Source organism: Oxalobacter formigenes (assembly GCF_002127965.1).
Taxonomy (GTDB): domain Bacteria; phylum Pseudomonadota; class Gammaproteobacteria; order Burkholderiales; family Burkholderiaceae_D; genus Oxalobacter; species Oxalobacter formigenes.
In genome coordinates, this window is record NZ_CP018787.1 from 264,131 (window position 1) to 279,974 (window position 15,844).

Annotated in this window: 15 protein-coding genes and 1 pseudogene; 11 read left to right on the forward strand and 5 right to left on the reverse strand. The window is 46.1% G+C overall.

All coding sequences use genetic code 11. The annotated features are described in order from the left end of the window. Nucleotides 1-91: 91 nt before the first annotated feature. From BRW83_RS01365 to folE2, 4 genes are all read left to right on the forward strand, one after another. Nucleotides 92-340 carry an exodeoxyribonuclease VII small subunit gene (locus BRW83_RS01365; protein WP_005882249.1) on the forward strand — a complete coding sequence of 83 codons (249 nt, stop codon included), beginning with the start codon at nucleotides 92-94 and terminating at the stop codon, nucleotides 338-340. Beyond that, on the forward strand, nucleotides 340-1,233 hold the full coding sequence (locus BRW83_RS01370) for a polyprenyl synthetase family protein (RefSeq protein ID WP_005882247.1): 894 nt from the start codon (nucleotides 340-342) through the stop codon (nucleotides 1,231-1,233). Before BRW83_RS01365 ends, BRW83_RS01370 begins: the two co-directional genes overlap by 1 nt. Then, a complete protein-coding gene (dxs, locus tag BRW83_RS01375) occupies nucleotides 1,233-3,092 on the forward strand; it encodes a 1-deoxy-D-xylulose-5-phosphate synthase (protein WP_005882245.1) in 1,860 nt (619 codons plus the stop codon). The genes BRW83_RS01370 and dxs overlap by 1 nt, the downstream gene beginning before the upstream one ends. 146 nt (nucleotides 3,093-3,238) lie before the next feature. Next, on the forward strand, nucleotides 3,239-4,051 hold the full coding sequence (gene folE2 / locus BRW83_RS01380; protein WP_005882243.1) for a GTP cyclohydrolase FolE2: 813 nt from the start codon (nucleotides 3,239-3,241) through the stop codon (nucleotides 4,049-4,051). Between the two features lie 2 nt (nucleotides 4,052-4,053). Here folE2 and BRW83_RS01385 read toward each other — a convergent pair whose 3' ends face one another. Further along, complete coding sequence (locus tag BRW83_RS01385; RefSeq protein WP_005882241.1) at nucleotides 4,054-4,593, reverse strand: cob(I)yrinic acid a,c-diamide adenosyltransferase; 540 nt, start codon at nucleotides 4,591-4,593, stop codon at nucleotides 4,054-4,056. A gap of 103 nt (nucleotides 4,594-4,696) precedes the next feature. Here BRW83_RS01385 and pyrC point away from each other — a divergent pair, with 103 nt between their 5' ends. Beyond that, entirely contained in the window at nucleotides 4,697-5,728 is a 1,032-nt protein-coding gene (pyrC, locus tag BRW83_RS01390) for a dihydroorotase (protein WP_231284520.1), read from the forward strand. 48 nt (nucleotides 5,729-5,776) lie between these two features. Here the strand turns inward: pyrC and BRW83_RS01395 are convergent. Next, nucleotides 5,777-7,060 (reverse strand): annotated as a pseudogene (locus BRW83_RS01395) (malic enzyme-like NAD(P)-binding protein); the annotation flags it as partial. Between the two features lie 493 nt (nucleotides 7,061-7,553). Between BRW83_RS01395 and mnmG the strand changes: the two are divergent. Genes mnmG through BRW83_RS01415 form a run of 4 tightly spaced genes read left to right on the forward strand, consistent with a single transcriptional unit; the run spans nucleotide 7,554 to nucleotide 11,888 of the window. Then, nucleotides 7,554-9,473, forward strand: a complete 1,920-nt coding sequence (mnmG, locus tag BRW83_RS01400; protein WP_005882236.1) for a tRNA uridine-5-carboxymethylaminomethyl(34) synthesis enzyme MnmG — start codon at nucleotides 7,554-7,556, stop codon at nucleotides 9,471-9,473. 7 nt (nucleotides 9,474-9,480) lie between these two features. Further along, nucleotides 9,481-10,143, forward strand: coding sequence for a 16S rRNA (guanine(527)-N(7))-methyltransferase RsmG (gene rsmG / locus BRW83_RS01405; RefSeq protein WP_005882235.1), 663 nt, complete (start codon nucleotides 9,481-9,483; stop codon nucleotides 10,141-10,143). A 52-nt stretch (nucleotides 10,144-10,195) separates the two neighbouring features. Continuing rightward, nucleotides 10,196-10,969 carry a ParA family protein gene (locus BRW83_RS01410; RefSeq protein WP_005882234.1) on the forward strand — a complete coding sequence of 258 codons (774 nt, stop codon included), beginning with the start codon at nucleotides 10,196-10,198 and terminating at the stop codon, nucleotides 10,967-10,969. A gap of 40 nt (nucleotides 10,970-11,009) precedes the next feature. Next, the gene (locus tag BRW83_RS01415) at nucleotides 11,010-11,888 is read left to right on the forward strand and encodes a ParB/RepB/Spo0J family partition protein (RefSeq protein ID WP_036604080.1); all 879 of its coding nucleotides are present in this window, start codon (nucleotides 11,010-11,012) and stop codon (nucleotides 11,886-11,888) included. A 47-nt stretch (nucleotides 11,889-11,935) separates the two neighbouring features. On the opposite strand, the gene BRW83_RS01420 is transcribed toward BRW83_RS01415, so the two are convergent. Continuing rightward, a complete protein-coding gene (locus BRW83_RS01420) occupies nucleotides 11,936-12,505 on the reverse strand; it encodes a hypoxanthine-guanine phosphoribosyltransferase (RefSeq protein WP_005882232.1) in 570 nt (189 codons plus the stop codon). A gap of 150 nt (nucleotides 12,506-12,655) precedes the next feature. Here BRW83_RS01420 and BRW83_RS01425 point away from each other — a divergent pair, with 150 nt between their 5' ends. Then, a complete protein-coding gene (locus BRW83_RS01425; RefSeq protein WP_005882231.1) occupies nucleotides 12,656-14,470 on the forward strand; it encodes an aminopeptidase P family protein in 1,815 nt (604 codons plus the stop codon). Between the two features lie 179 nt (nucleotides 14,471-14,649). Then, nucleotides 14,650-14,910 carry a hypothetical protein gene (locus BRW83_RS01430; protein WP_005882230.1) on the forward strand — a complete coding sequence of 87 codons (261 nt, stop codon included), beginning with the start codon at nucleotides 14,650-14,652 and terminating at the stop codon, nucleotides 14,908-14,910. A 71-nt stretch (nucleotides 14,911-14,981) separates the two neighbouring features. On the opposite strand, the gene BRW83_RS01435 is transcribed toward BRW83_RS01430, so the two are convergent. Both BRW83_RS01435 and BRW83_RS01440 read right to left on the reverse strand, forming a co-directional pair. Further along, nucleotides 14,982-15,428, reverse strand: a complete 447-nt coding sequence (locus tag BRW83_RS01435) for a host attachment protein (RefSeq protein WP_005882229.1) — start codon at nucleotides 15,426-15,428, stop codon at nucleotides 14,982-14,984. Between the two features lie 155 nt (nucleotides 15,429-15,583). After that, complete coding sequence (locus BRW83_RS01440; protein WP_005882228.1) at nucleotides 15,584-15,820, reverse strand: DUF6139 family protein; 237 nt, start codon at nucleotides 15,818-15,820, stop codon at nucleotides 15,584-15,586. Between the last annotated feature and the right edge of the window lie 24 nt (nucleotides 15,821-15,844).

Here is a 15,844-nt window from a genome sequence, read left to right on the forward strand (position 1 = left end):
CTCTGGTTTAAAAAACAGAAAAACGCAGTCTGAAAACGCCTGAAGGGTATAATAACGGCTTAATTAAACTGTATTTTTTCTCTCTTGCCATATGACGACAGAAGATCAGGAACGAAAAGACGAAATGTCTTTTGAAGATGCCATTGCCGAACTCGGATCGCTCGTATCCCGACTGGAAGCCGGTGAATTACCTCTCGAAGAATCGATTGCCGCCTACAAAAAGGGAGTTGAACTCGTTCAGTTATGTACTTCCAGACTTGAGAAGGTGGAAAACCAGATAAAAATCCTCGACAAGGAATTGTTGAAGCCTTTCTCTTCCGACAAAAGTGATATCGAATAATGACCGTACCCGCCAGTTTTGACGATTGGATGCGTAACGTCCAGTCAACGATGGAAGAAAGCCTTTCCAGCCTGTTGCCGGAAGGAAAACTCGCTTCTTCTTCCCTGCATGAATCCATGCGTTATGCCGTTTTAGATGGTGGAAAACGCATTCGTCCATTGCTGGTCTTTGCCACGGGATATCTTTTCGATGCCGAAAAGCTTGCACTGGCCCGGGCTGCTGCAGCTGTCGAAATGATCCACGCGTATTCGCTTGTTCATGACGATATGCCGTGTATGGACAATGATGTGTTAAGAAGGGGAAAACCGACCGTTCATGTCAGATTCGGTGAAGCGACTGCCCTTCTGGCAGGAGATGCCTTGCAGGCTCAGGCGTTTGTCGTCTTGTCAAACCAGCAATGCGACCCGGTCCTGACCGTTGAAATGATGCGACTGTTGTCTGAAGCCGCCGGTGCAGCGGGTATGTGCGGTGGTCAGGCAATCGATCTTGCCAGCGTCGGCAAATCCCTGACAGTCAATGAACTCGAAAACATGCACCGGCTGAAAACCGGTGCGCTTTTGACTGCTTCCGTTTTCCTCGGGGCTTATTGTTCGAAAATTCCGACCGAACAGGAAAAAAATGCCTTGAATGCTTATGCAAAGGCCATCGGACTGGCTTTTCAGGTTGTCGACGACATTCTGGACGTCACGGCTGATTCTGCCGATCTGGGCAAAACGGCAGGAAAAGACAGTGCTGACAACAAGCCTACCTATGTTTCACTGCTGGGACTGGAAGAATCCCGGCAACTGGCTGAAAAACTGCGGAATGACGCGTATGCAGCGCTTTCCATTTTTGATGAAAAAGCGGATTATCTCCGTCAACTGGCCGATCTGGTTGTACGCAGAAAGAAATAATGAAGCTGCTGAATACGATTAACAGTCCTGCTGATCTGAAACGCCTTCAGGCATCGCAATTACCGCTTCTGGCAGATGAATTGCGGGATTACATTATTCAATCCGTTTCCAGAACCGGAGGACATTTATCGTCCAATCTGGGTACGGTCGAACTGGCTATCGCTCTCCATTACATTTTCGATACGCCAGACGACAGATTGATCTGGGACGTCGGTCATCAGAGTTATGCCCATAAAATCCTGACAGGCCGGAAAGACCGGATGAATACGCTTCGCCAGTTAAACGGCCTTTCCGGATTTCCGAAACGGGATGAAAGTGAATTCGATTCCTTCGGTACTGCCCATTCATCGACGTCCATTTCGGCTGCATTGGGAATGGCACTCGCTGCAAAACTGAAAGGGGAAGATACCTATTCCATCGCCGTTATCGGAGATGGTGCCATTACAGGCGGAATGGCTTTTGAAGCCATGAATAATGTCGGCGTTTACGACGACATCAACATGCTGGTTATTTTGAACGATAACGATATGTCGATTTCCCCGCCAGTCGGTGCCTTGAACAGTTATTTTGCACGGCTGATGTCCGGCAAATTCTATGCGGCAGCGAAAAACGTCGGCAAGACAGTTCTGCCAGCTCCAATGAGACATATCGCCCGAAAATTCGAGGAACACGCCAAGAGCATGATCGCTCCTGCAACCCTGTTCGAGGAATTCGGATTCAATTACATCGGACCGATTGACGGTCATGATCTCGAAGCGCTGGTTCCTACCCTGCAAAATCTGAAGGAAAGAAAAGGCCCACAATTCCTGCATATCGTGACGAAAAAAGGACATGGCTACAAACTGGCCGAGGCTGATCCCATTCTTTATCACGGCCTTGGCAAATTCTGTCCTGAAGAAGGGATCAAGCCGGTTTTGGCTGCCAAACCGACTTACGCCGATATCTTTGGCAACTGGTTATGCGATATGGCGGCTGTTGATAAAAAGCTGATCGGCATTACCCCGGCCATGAAAGAAGGCTCGGGAATGGTCCAGTTTGCAAAAGATTACCCCGAGCGCTTTTTTGACGTCGGTATAGCCGAACAACATGCCGTCACTTTCTCTGCCGGCCTCGCCTGTGAAGGCCTGAAACCGGTTGTAGCCATCTATTCGACTTTCCTGCAAAGGGCTTATGACCAGCTGATCCACGACGTTGCCCTGCAAAATCTGGATGTGACATTTGCGCTGGACCGTTCCGGTCTTGTCGGCGCTGACGGCGCAACCCATGCGGGCAACTATGATATGGCTTATCTTCGTTGCATACCGAATATGGTCGTCATGGCTCCATCGAGTGAAAATGAAGCCCGGCAGATGCTGACGACAGCCTATCGTTACAATGGACCGGCAGCCGTGCGTTATCCTCGTGGTGCAGGAATCGGTATTGAACCCGAAAAAGAATTGACTGCACTCCCGCTTGGCAAAGGAGATATCCTGCGCAAGGGAAAAAATATAGCCATACTGGCTTTCGGTACCATGGTCAATCCTGCCCTGTCCGCTGGTGAGGAACTGGATGCGACCGTCGTCAATATGCGCTTCGTCAAGCCGATTGACAAGGAACTGATTTGTGAAATGGCGAAAACCCATCCTTGTCTGGTCACAGTGGAAGAAGGAACCATTCATGGTGGTGCAGGCTCTGCCGTTATGGAAACACTTGCAGAAGAAAAACTGACTCATCCGGTACTGTTACTGGGATTGCCTGACAAATTCATCGATCACGGCGATGTGGGACAATTGCTTGCCATGCACAAATTGGATAAACATGGCATCATGGCATCCATTATCGAACGGTTCGGAAAGATTGACGACTCCGGTAAAGAGTAAATCATCAACTTTTTTGTTTCTTTCCTGTACCGACCGCCGTTTTTTAAGGTTTAATAATGAATTTCCGAGATTCACACTCTTTTGAATGTAACTGGGATGACTGCTCAAACATTCATACAACCATAACCAGTTCATCGGCACCAAACATGAATGCAGACGACAACTTTTCCATTCCGGACGTACAAAATACTCTGGATACAAGACACATAGCCATACAAAGGGTTGGTGTCAAAGGCGTTCGCCATCCCCTTCAGATCCAGACCAGAGACGGTATCCAGTCTTCCGTCGGTACATGGAATATGACTGTGCACCTGCCCGAACAGAAGAAGGGCACACACATGTCGCGCTTCATGGCTTTGCTGGAAGAATTCACGAGTTCCGATTCCAAACCGCTGAATGTCGATGTTTTCGGCAAGCTGATCCGCAATATGCTGGAGTTGCTTGACGCTGAATCCGGTCGGATCGAACTGTCTTTTCCGTTTTTCATTACCAAGACAGCCCCGGTTTCCGGCGTCAAAAGCCTGATGGATTATGAAGTGGGTCTGATCGGGGAAATGAAAAACGGCCAAATCGAAATTTCGCAGAAGGTACTCGTTCCGGTAACCAGCCTGTGTCCATGTTCCAAGGAAATTTCGGCTTACGGTGCTCACAACCAGCGCTCGCACATTACCGTCCATGCCATTATCAAGGATGACTTGCCGATTGAAGACCTGATTTCCAAAATCGAGGCACAGGCTTCCTGTGAATTGTTTGGACTGTTGAAACGTCCGGATGAAAAGTACGTCACAGAACACGCCTACGACAACCCGAAATTCGTCGAAGATCTGGTGCGTGACGTGGCAGGCATGTTAAATGCCGACTCGCGTGTACTGGCTTATTCTCTGGAAGCGGAAAATTTCGAATCGATACACAATCATTCCGCTTACGCCTGCATTGAATTCGACAAACGAAAACAGTAAGCTTATTTTTTCCAGAAAATATCGGACTGATTCGCCAATTGATTGGCGACGCGTGCATAAACAAAAAACAGGTCAGAAAGACGGTTAAGGTACTGGTAAAGAACAGGAGAAATATTTTCCTGTTTTCCCAGTGCCACAATAGCGCGCTCGGCACGTCTGCAAACGCTTCTGGCAAGATGACATAAAGCGGCAGTCTTTGTCCCCCCTGGCAGGATGAAATCGCGAAGAGGAGGCAACTCATCGTTATACTCTTCAACCAGTTTTTCCAGAACGAGAACCTTGTCTTCCGTCATCAAAGAAGTTTTCACAACAGCCAATTCCCCACCGATATTGAATAATTCGTTTTGAACGGCCTGAAGTTCCTGTCTCATTTTGTCAGACAAACCTTCACTGACAAGCAGACCGATTACCGAATTAAGCTCATCCACCTGACCGATAGCATCGATTCTGAGATTGTCCTTCGACACACGGCTACCATCGGCAAGACCTGTCGTTCCCTGATCGCCTGAACGGGTAACCACTCTCGATATGCGATTTTTCACTTTGACGAAAACCTTATAAAAAAGATGAATGAACCGGAACAAATACAATAAAATAAAAGTTTCAAAGAGCCAAGACCTATTACTTACTATGCCAGAATCCGATATGCAAACCTTGACGATCATTCAACCAGACGACTGGCATCTTCATCTGAGAGATGGAGATGTATTGAAATCAACCGTGCCACAGGCTGCCCGGCAATTTCATCGTGCCATTATCATGCCTAATCTCAAACCGCCCGTCACAACAACGGAAAAAGCTCTTGAATACCGTAAAAGGATACTGGATGCATTACCTTCCGGCAGTGATTTCGAACCGCTTATGACGCTTTATTTAACGGACAACACAAGCCCGGAAGATATCAAACGTGCAAAAGAAAGCGGGATCATTCACGGCGCCAAACTGTATCCTGCAGGCGCAACGACCAATTCCGATGCCGGAGTCACCTCTCTGGACAATTGCATTGCCACACTCGAGGAGATGCAAAAACAGGGTATTCCCTTATTAATGCACGGTGAAGTGACTGATCCCTCTATCGATATTTTCGACCGGGAAGCCGTTTTCATCGACAGGGTTCTGATACCACTCCGTAAAAAACTGCCGGATCTGAAGATCGTATTCGAACATATAACCACCAGGGAAGCCGCACAATACGTCTCAGAGGCCGAAGGATACATCGGGGCGACCGTTACTGCCCACCACCTCCTTTTCAACCGTAACAGCCTCTTTCAGGGCGGTATCAGGCCACATTACTATTGCCTGCCTATCCTGAAGAGGGAAGAAAACAGACAAGCCCTGCTAAAAGCCGTTTCGACAGAGAACAGGCGTTTCTTTATGGGAACCGATTCGGCTCCTCATGCGCAGGGCGCGAAAGAAAACGCTTGCGGATGTGCGGGGTGCTATACCGCCTTGCATGCCATTGAACTCTATGTTCAGGCTTTTGATGAAATCGGTGCATTGGAGAAAATCGAGTGGTTTACCAGCATCAACGGACCAAAATTCTACAATCAAAACGTTAACCGGAACAAAATCACACTGGTTAAAAAAGAATGGACAATCCCGCAGGATCTTCCATTTGGTGAGAACAGGGTGATTCCCCTCATGGCAGGTGAAACCCTAAACTGGCAATTGAAATAAAAAAAACCGCGCTCTATGCGCGGTTTTTTTTATCTTCGGGAATTACCCCACGAATTCTTTCAGTTTTGCGCGATATGCATCCATATCAGCGATCTGTACGCGCGCCACGCCAGAATCCATAGCTGCCTGAGCCACAGCAGGAGCAACGACCCACAACAGACGTGGATCGAACTGGAACGGCAACAGGTAATCACGGCCAAAGGTATATTTTTTGCCATACATTGCCACGATTTCTTCCGGACATTCCATTTCAGCCAGACTGGCAATGGCACGAACAGCTGCCAGTTCCATTTCACGGTTGATTGTTTTTGCGCGACAATCCAGAGCTCCTCTGAAAAGATAAGGGAAACACATGGAATTGTTGATCTGGTTCGGGTAGTCGGAACGTCCCGTACCCATGATGACATCGTCACGAGTGGCGTGTGCAACTTCCGGCAGAATTTCAGGAATTGGATTGGCCATAGCGAAGATAACAGGATCTTTTGCCATTTTCAGCACCATTTCCGGTTTCAGAACATTGCCTGCTGACAATCCAAGGAAAATATCCGCATCGGAAATCACGTCCATCAAGGTACGTGCGTCTGTTTCCTGAGCATATTTTTCTTTTTCCGGATCCATCAGTTCCTTGCGGCCTTTATATACCACACCCTTGATGTCGGTTACCCAGATATTTTCAACAGGAAATCCCAAATCCACCAGCAGTTCCAGACAGCCCATGGCACCTGCACCTGCACCCGACACAACCATTTTGCAATTCTTGATATTTTTGCCGACGACTTTCAGGGCGTTCAGAACAGCTGCCCCAACGATAACAGCCGTACCATGCTGATCATCGTGGAAAACAGGGATATTCATTTTTTCACGCAGTTTTCTTTCAATATAGAAGCATTCAGGTGCGCGAATGTCTTCCAGATTGATACCGCCGAAAGTGGGTTCCAGAGAGGCGATGATATCGCACAGTTTGTCCGGATCCAGTTCGTTGATTTCCAGATCGAAAACGTTGATGTCAGCGAATTTTTTGAATAAAACGCCTTTGCCTTCCATAACCGGTTTCGAGGCTTGTGCACCAATATTGCCAAGACCCAGAACGGCTGTTCCGTTTGAAATGACAGCAACCAGATTTCCCTTGGTTGTGTAGATATAGGCGTTTTCAGGATTAGCGTGAATTTCTTCACAGGCACAGGCTACGCCCGGAGTATAGGCGAGAGCCAGCTCATTCTGGTCTCTGACTTCTTTGGTTGGATTTACACTGATTTTTCCAGGAATAGGAAAACGGTGAAAGGCGAGTGCATTTTTTTTAAGCAGCTCTTTTTTTTGATCTTGCGAATTCATTTGTTTTGTCTTCTCAAATTAAAAGGCCATGTTGAACAGGCATCATTCTATCAGATGAACAACTAAAGCTAAAATTGTTCAGCTTGATGACGCCGAGATGTATTTATTTAATAGTTATTCATATATATACATAGGAATAATAGAATCCCACTTTTATGGGAATAAGTATTATAATTCTTTTAAAATCAATATGTTACGAAAAATAAGCTTTCTGGATAAGTGAAGTATATATTTTGTATATTTTTTCTGCCTTTTTTTTATGCAAGGTTGTTCCCAAAAGGCTCACAACTTATCAACAATTTTGTTAACATATTTTATTCTCTTTTTGTTGGTTTTTAGAACATTTGGGAAATTAAAAAATCTTCAAATTGTGATTGAAAGAAAAAACGATCTAAAATATCTTTTTTCTGATTCTCGAATTTCCTTTCCATTTTTTCAATGTTTCACGTGAAACATTTCAATTTCTCAGTTTAAAACTACTGATAAAAACGTTATGCTTTATTCGGTTCAATTTGATGTCATAGTTGTTGGTGGTGGTCATGCCGGGACAGAAGCTGCTCTGGTTTCGGCAAGAATGGGTATGAAAACATTATTGGTTACCCATAACTTTGAAACCCTTGGTCAGTTGTCCTGTAATCCATCTATTGGCGGGATTGGTAAAAGTCATCTTGTTAAAGAAGTGGATGCAATGGGTGGTGTAATGGCCCTGGCAACAGATAAGGCAGGCATTCAATTCAGAATTCTGAATTCTTCCAAAGGTCCGGCTGTCAGAGCTACTCGTGCACAGATTGATCGGGTTATTTATCGGCAGATTATTCGTTATCAGTTGGAAAACCAGAAAAACCTTCTTTTATTTCAGCAACAGGTCGATGACCTTATTCTGGAAGGGGAAAAAGTTGTAGGGGTTAAAACACAGGGTGGTGTTGAATTTCGGGGCACTTCTGTTGTTCTGACAGCGGGTACTTTTATTGATGGGAAGATTTTTGTCGGACTGAATTCCTACCCGGGTGGACGAGCCGGGGATGTTCCTGCTTTGGCTTTATCTCATTCACTTAAAGAACTGAATTTACCTCAGGGCCGATTGAAAACAGGAACTCCCCCAAGAATCGATGGAAATACCATTGATTTTTCAGTGATGAAAAAACAACTTGGCGATCTCGATCCTGTGCCTGTTTTCTCATTGCGGGGAAATGCATCCATGCATCCGGAACAACTGCCATGCTGGATAACGCATACGAATACGAAAACGCACGATATTATCCGGGCCGGTCTGGATAAGAGTCCATTGTTTACCGGAGTTATTGAAGGGGTGGGGCCGCGCTATTGTCCTTCTATTGAAGACAAGATTCATCGTTTTTCGGATAAAAATTCCCATCAGATTTTTCTGGAACCTGAGGGAGTGAAAACGAACGAATACTATCCTAACGGTATTTCAACCAGTTTGTCATTTGAAACGCAGATTGATCTCGTAAGAACCATTCCGGGTCTTGAAAACGCTCATATCTTAAGGCCCGGTTATGCAATCGAATATGACTTTTATGATCCACGTTGTCTGAAATCGTCACTGGAAACGCGCCAGATCAAGGGACTTTTCTTTGCGGGGCAGATAAACGGAACGACCGGGTATGAAGAAGCCGCGGCACAGGGTTTGCTGGCAGGTATCAATGCTTCGCTCTATGTTCAGGAAAAAGAACCCTGGGTACCAAAACGCAGTGAAGCTTATATGGGTGTCATGGTAGACGATTTGATCACGCAAGGTGTTCAGGAGCCATATCGTATGTTTACGAGTCGCGCTGAATACAGATTGAGTCTGCGTGAAGATAATGCAGATATCCGCCTGACTGAAGCCGGTTATAAACTGGGTTGCGTGCCTCTGGAACAGTGGATCGATTTCGAGCAAAAGCGTGAAAAAATTGCACGTGAAATCGAACGAATGAAATCGACCTGGGTTCATCCTTCCATGTTGAATTCAGAAGAGGCCGAAAGGGTCATCGGCAAGGAAATCGAACGGGAATATTCGCTGGCTGACCTGATGAAACGTCCCGATGTGGATTATGACAAACTGGCAAGTCTGACCTCAATCGAAGGAAAAAATTGGGCAGCTGAAGAAGAACTGGATGAAAAGGTAAAAGAACAGGTTGAAATCCAGATCAAATATGCGGGTTATATTGAAAGACAAACCCGTGAAGTCAGACGCCAGCAATATTATGAAAACCTGCGTTTGCCACAGAGCATGAGTTATGCGGAAGTCAGTGCCTTGTCAATAGAGGTCAGACAAAAACTGGACAAGCAAAAACCTGAGACACTTGGACAGGCGTCGCGCATTTCTGGAGTCACTCCAGCCGCCATTTCATTATTGCTCATTTATCTTAAGAAGCAGGGCTTGATCGATTTTGCTGAATTGGAGGCCTGATCGTTTTATGCAAAAAAAACAGAAAAATCTGATTGATTGGGATGAAATCCGGACTGACCTGATAGATGGCATTATCGCCTTGAATATCAGACTGACAAATGATCAGGTAAAAAAATTGCTGGATTATCTGGTTTTACTGGACAAGTGGAATTCTACCTACAATTTAACGGCTGTCAGAAACCCTCAGGCAATGCTGACTTATCATTTGCTGGATTCGCTTGCTGTCGTTCCATATTTGCCGGAAACAAGAAAACTGCTGGATGTAGGTTCCGGAGGAGGCTTGCCTGGACTGGTTTTATCCATAGTCTATCCTGATATGAAAGTGTCGATGATTGATATTGTTCATAAAAAGACAGCATTTTTGAATCAGGTAAAGATTGAACTTGGTCTGGATAATGTGACGGTTTATACGGGACGGGTTGAAGAACTGGAAGTTGAAGAGCCGTTTGACGGAATTATTTCACGCGCTTTTGCCAGCCTGCATGATTTTGTCAGCCTCTCTGCTCATCTGTTGTCGGAAAACGGTCTCTTTTATGCCATGAAAGGATTGATTCCCGAGGATGAAATCAGTAACCTTGAATCTGGCTGGACTGTAAAACGTATTGAAGCACTAAAAGTACCGCAGCTTGATGCACAACGTCATCTTCTTTTTATCGATAAAAAGAAATAATTGCCGGAAGTATCAGCATGCATCGATCATTGTCTTTTTATAGAGCATAGCTATGGCCACAATATTTTGTATCGCCAATCAGAAGGGTGGAGTCGGAAAAACGACAACCACAGTCAATCTGGCAGCCGGTCTTGCGCGACTGGATCAGAAAGTGCTTCTGGTCGATCTCGATCCGCAAGGCAATGCAACGATGGGCAGTGGCATTCAGAAATCGGAACTGGAAACATCCGTCTATCAGGTGCTTCTGGGTCTCGACAATATCGAATCGGCATGCATGCGTTCATCTACAGGCAATTATGATTTGCTTCCGTCGAACCGTGATCTTGCAGGTGCTGAAGTCGAAATGGTCGATATCGATCGCCGGGAAATACGCCTTAAAGAAGCGCTGGATGCCATTTCTGACAGATACGACTACATTCTCATCGATTGTCCTCCGGCCTTGTCCCTCCTGACCCTGAATGCGTTCTGTTCGGCAAATGGTGTCATCATCCCGATGCAATGCGAATATTATGCTCTCGAAGGTTTGTCCGATCTGGTCAACACGATCAAGCAGGTTCATGCCAATATGAACCGTAATCTGAAAATAATCGGTTTGTTGAGAGTCATGTTCGACAAGCGGGCAACACTGTCCCAACATGTTTCCGAACAACTTGAAAAACATTTTGGGGACAGAGTCTTTAAAACCGTGATTCCCAGAAATATCCGTTTGGCGGAGGCACCTTCATATGGTTTGCCTGGCATCGATTTCGATCCATCTTCAAGGGGGGCACAGGCTTACCTTTCTTTCGCCGAAGAAATGCTGGGATGGCTGAAAGACCGGAATTGAACTTTTTTAAATAAAGATACGGGCGATAAAAATGAGTGAAATGACCATAAAAAAGAAAAAAGGTTTGGGACGTGGACTTGAAGTATTACTTGGGTCTGCTCCTGATTTTTCAGCCGATCCATCGCCGGTATCGAGTTTGCCAATCACCCGGTTGCAGGCGGGCAAATACCAGCCGCGTAACCGTATGGATGAGGGAGCCTTGAATGAACTGGCCCAATCCATACGCGAACAGGGGGTTATGCAGCCGATTCTCGTCAGACCCGTTTCCGGGAGTGGAAATACAACGGTATATGAAATCATTGCCGGCGAACGCCGTTATCGTGCTGCCCAGATAGCTGGCTTGTCCGATATGCCGGTCATCGTGAAAGATGTCGACGATCAAACAGCCGCAGCAATGGCGCTGATCGAAAACATGCAGCGCGAAGACCTGAATCCACTTGAAGAAGCACAGGGTATTCATCGTCTTATCACGGATTTCGAATTTACCCATGAACAGGCAGCCTCGGCCGTCGGTCGTTCAAGAAGCGCTGTCTCGAACCTTTTGCGCCTTCTGAACCTGACACGTCCTGTCCAGACAATGCTTGTGGCCGGCGATATCGATATGGGACATGCCCGCGCTTTGCTTGCGGTGGACGGAGCGACCCAGATTGCTTTGGCGACCCAGATTGTCGCGAAAAGGATGTCGGTCCGGGAAGCTGAAAAGCTCGTGGCACAGGAATTGAATAACAGGAATTCCGTAAAGAAAGTCGCTCTGGAAAAATCGGCGGATCTGGTACAGCTGGAAGAAGAGCTGTCAGACTTGCTGGCGACCAAAGTCAGTTTCCGACTGGGTTCCAAAGGACGTGGACAGCTCGTCATCGACTTTGCCAATCTCGATATTCTGGATGGGCTGATTCAAAAAATAAGACCGATGCATTGATTAGTTATCATTTTGACAACTAATTGTGGTATTGGCACAAGACCTGATTACAATTCCTTTGTCAGAACGCGAATATCGGGCAGATTACGCCAGAAACCGCCTATATCCATTCCAAAGCCGATAACGAACTGGTTAGGTACATCCAGACCGACGTAATCGGCCCTGATCGGTTTTGTTGCGCCTGTCTGTTTGTCTGCAAAAACGGCGATGACCACCTTTGCCGCTCCCATATCTATCAATTTGTCACGGACGTGAAGCAGGGTTTGTCCTTCATCCAGAATGTCATCCAAAACGATGACGGTTCTGTTGATGACGTTTTGTCTCGGTATGACTTTCCAGATAAATTCGCCGCCGTACTCTTCGTTACCGTAGCGGGAAACATGTATGAAATCGAATTCAAGCGGAAACGTCAGATAAGGTAACAACTGACCTGTGAAAATAGCCGCACCTCCCATGATACTCAATACCAGAGGCGGCGTTTTGACGTCTGGAATATCGAAGTCATGATTCAGTTTCGCAGCGACGTCAGTTATCGCTTTCCGGATTTGTTCAGGTGAAAAAATCTGCTCGGAATTTTTGAGGATATCCAGGGCTTTTGCATTGATCGATTCTGTCATAACGGAAACTTTCACTCAATTTCATGAAATTCGCAACAAGCCGACTATAAGATGAAAATCACTCTTTTGACAATTCATATTGTCTTAAAGATGATATCGTTTGATGATTGTTTGACGATAATTGTTTCATCAGCTTCCAAAAAGAAAAACATGAATACACCCTCCATATTGAATGACGTCACAACACGTCTGGCAGCACTAAGGCAGGAAATGAAGGGGCAGGCTATCGATGCCCTGATTGTTCCCACTTCCGATCCGCATCTTTCTGAATATTTGCCTTTGCACTGGCGGAGCAGGGAGTGGCTTTCAGGCTTTACCGGTTCAGCCGGTACCCTGATTGTGGGAATGGAAAAGGCGTCGTTGTGGGTCGACAGCCGATACTGGACACAAGCCTTGAAACAGCTGGAAGGATCGGGGATTGAAATGTGCAAAATTTCCGGAGGAAGCCAGATACCCTATCTTGAATGGATAGGGGCTCATCTTCCTGCGGGTGCAACGGTCGGTATGGATGGACGACTTCTTTCCCTGAATCAGGGAAGGCTGCTGGAAGAGGCGCTGCTCAGAAAACAATTGTCGTTCAGACCTGACGTCGATTTGATCTCTCCCATCTGGAAAGGCAGGGCATCTGTCCCGAAAACACCTGTGTTCGAGCATACAAGGCAATTTGTTGCCACATCCAGGATAGATAAAATCGAACGTATCAGACATCTTGTGAAAGAGTCGGGAGCAGATTGGCATTTGTTATCGACGCTTGACGATATCGCCTGGACGTTCAATCTGAGAGGAAACGATATCGAATTCAATCCGGTGTTCATTGCTTATGCCCTGATCGGCCCTGAAAAGACAACTCTGTTTATCGATAATGAAAAACTGCCTGATGAAATCAGGAGATCCCTTGTATCTGACGGGATCGGGATAATGGCTTATGAAGATACCGAAAAAATCCTGCATCGGATACCTTCAGGTTCGACGATGCTGCTCGATCCAAGAAGGACATCGTACTTCATGTACCGTCAGGCCAATTCAGGCGTGAAATTCGTTGAAACCGTCAATCCGGCCGTACTTTTGAAATCCAGAAAAGAAACATTCGAAATAGAGAATATCCGAAAGACGATGATCGAGGATGGCGCCGCTTTCTGCGAGTTTCAGGCCTGGTTCGATGATGCCATTGAAAGCGGAAACAGCCCTGTATCCGAACTGACTGTCGCTGAAAAAATCGAGCAATTCAGGTCGAAAAGGCCGAATTATATTTCGCCCAGTTTCGGAACGATTGCAGGGTTCAACGAAAATGCCGCTTTGCCCCATTATCAGGCAACGGAAACAGACTTTTCTTTCATTAAAGGAGACGGCCTGCTGCTGATCGATACAGGGGGGCAGTATCTGGGTGGCACAACGGACATGACAAGAGTCATTCCGGTCGGTTTGCCGGGTCAGGAACAGAAAAAGGATTTCACACTCGTTCTGAAAGGAATGATTGCATTGTCCGAAACCTGTTTTCCGCAATCGATACCGGCAGCCATGCTCGACAGTATAGCCAGAAAGCCTTTATGGGCTCATGGAGCCGATTACGGGCACGGAACGGGTCATGGGGTCGGATACTTCCTGAACGTGCATGAGGGCCCGCAGGGTATCTCGTATCATGCCAAACCGGAACCACAGACTGCAATGGAAGAGGGAATGGTAACATCTGTGGAACCGGGGCTCTATAAAGAAGGCAGATGGGGTATCCGGATTGAAAATCTGGTCGTCAACCGGTTTTACAGGGAAACCGGATTCGGAAAATACCTGAATTTTGAAACATTGACCCAATGCCCCATCGACACGAGATGCATCGAAAAAGATCTGCTCGACGAAAATGAAATCGCATGGCTGAACCGGTATCATGAAGGTGTGCGTGAAAAGCTCATGCCTTTCGTCCCGGAACACGTCAGGAACTGGCTAATCAGACGTACGGAACCTCTTTGATAAAACAGGTAAACGGCCGAAGATGAAGGGTTGATATTGCAAGAGGACAATTGATGTAACTCAGGATACCTCGAAATTAAAACAGAGGATGAAACTACCCTGAATTTTCCCCGTCTGACGGAGGTGGGCCAATGATGGCGGAAAGCCTGAACATTTATCATTTATATTGAGGTAATACTATGAGAAAAATACGTTTCGCTCTGTTAATGGCAGCCATTGGTGTATCCGGCATTGCTTCGGCACAGGTCTATTATCCCAATACGACCGTAACGACAACCACGACTTACATCGTCGAGGAAATACCGGCCAGCAAGATTACGGCTGAATTGACGGACAGGGATTGTCCTGCCGGCACAACTCTGATTTTCGATATCAACGATATGAACCGTGCCAAATGTGTCCAGTCATGGGAAGCTCAAAGACGGATGAACAATTATTGAAAATGTCATTCAAAAAAAAGCGTATTCATTCCTGAATACGCTTTTTTTGCTGGAAGTGAATAAATTGAAAATCAGTGCCAGACAGTTTTGTCCCTGAGAAATTGTTCAATTTCGGCAGCTGAATAGTCCGAAATTTCTTCTGACCATTCGTTTTCAATCAGACGGTTGACTTCCTTGCCCAGTTTGTTGCGGAGCGTTCCAAGGAAATGAGGCGAAGAAATCAGGTATAGACGGTGAAATTTTGAATCCTTTCTTCCCTTGTCCAGATAAAGTGCGATCGATTTTGCGAAAAGATCGTTCTGGTGTGCCAGTGGACTCACAGAAGGGTCGTCGGTATGGCTGTGTCCTGTTCCGACGTCATGATAACGACCGCGGGTGTGATGTTCCAGTTCGTTTTTATTTTCAAAAGCGGCCGGATCGACCAGATCCTCGAACTCCATCAAAGGTTCGTTAGCCCCTTTTTTTTCAAAAATGCGTGCTCGTGTACTGTCTGTCACGATAACCCAACTTGTATTCATACTGGTGTTCCTTTACTGTTTTGCAGACATCGATGAAATGTCTTTGAATCATTCAGGGGTTCATTGAAAACCAGGCTGAAGGTAATCAGTTTGATGCACTTCAAAAAAATGTTCTTCAAAGAAAAATTTTCCGGGTTTGGTATATAAAAAATCAATCAATTCGACAGGCTCGACAAGTTACTGATGGCATAGCCCTTGTCCCTGATTTGTATGGCCGGATAAACGATGGAGAAATCGTCAAGACTTTCCTCATCGACGTTAATGTCCACTTCTTTCGCATCCAGTTCCCAGTCCGTATTTGTCGCTTCTCCGGGGATGTTTTTTCCCGCAGGAATCAAAAGATAGGAATAAATTCCGTTAGCTTCTTCACGTTTGAAAATGTCGACTCTCATTTCACCCTCCTTTTTAATTGAGAC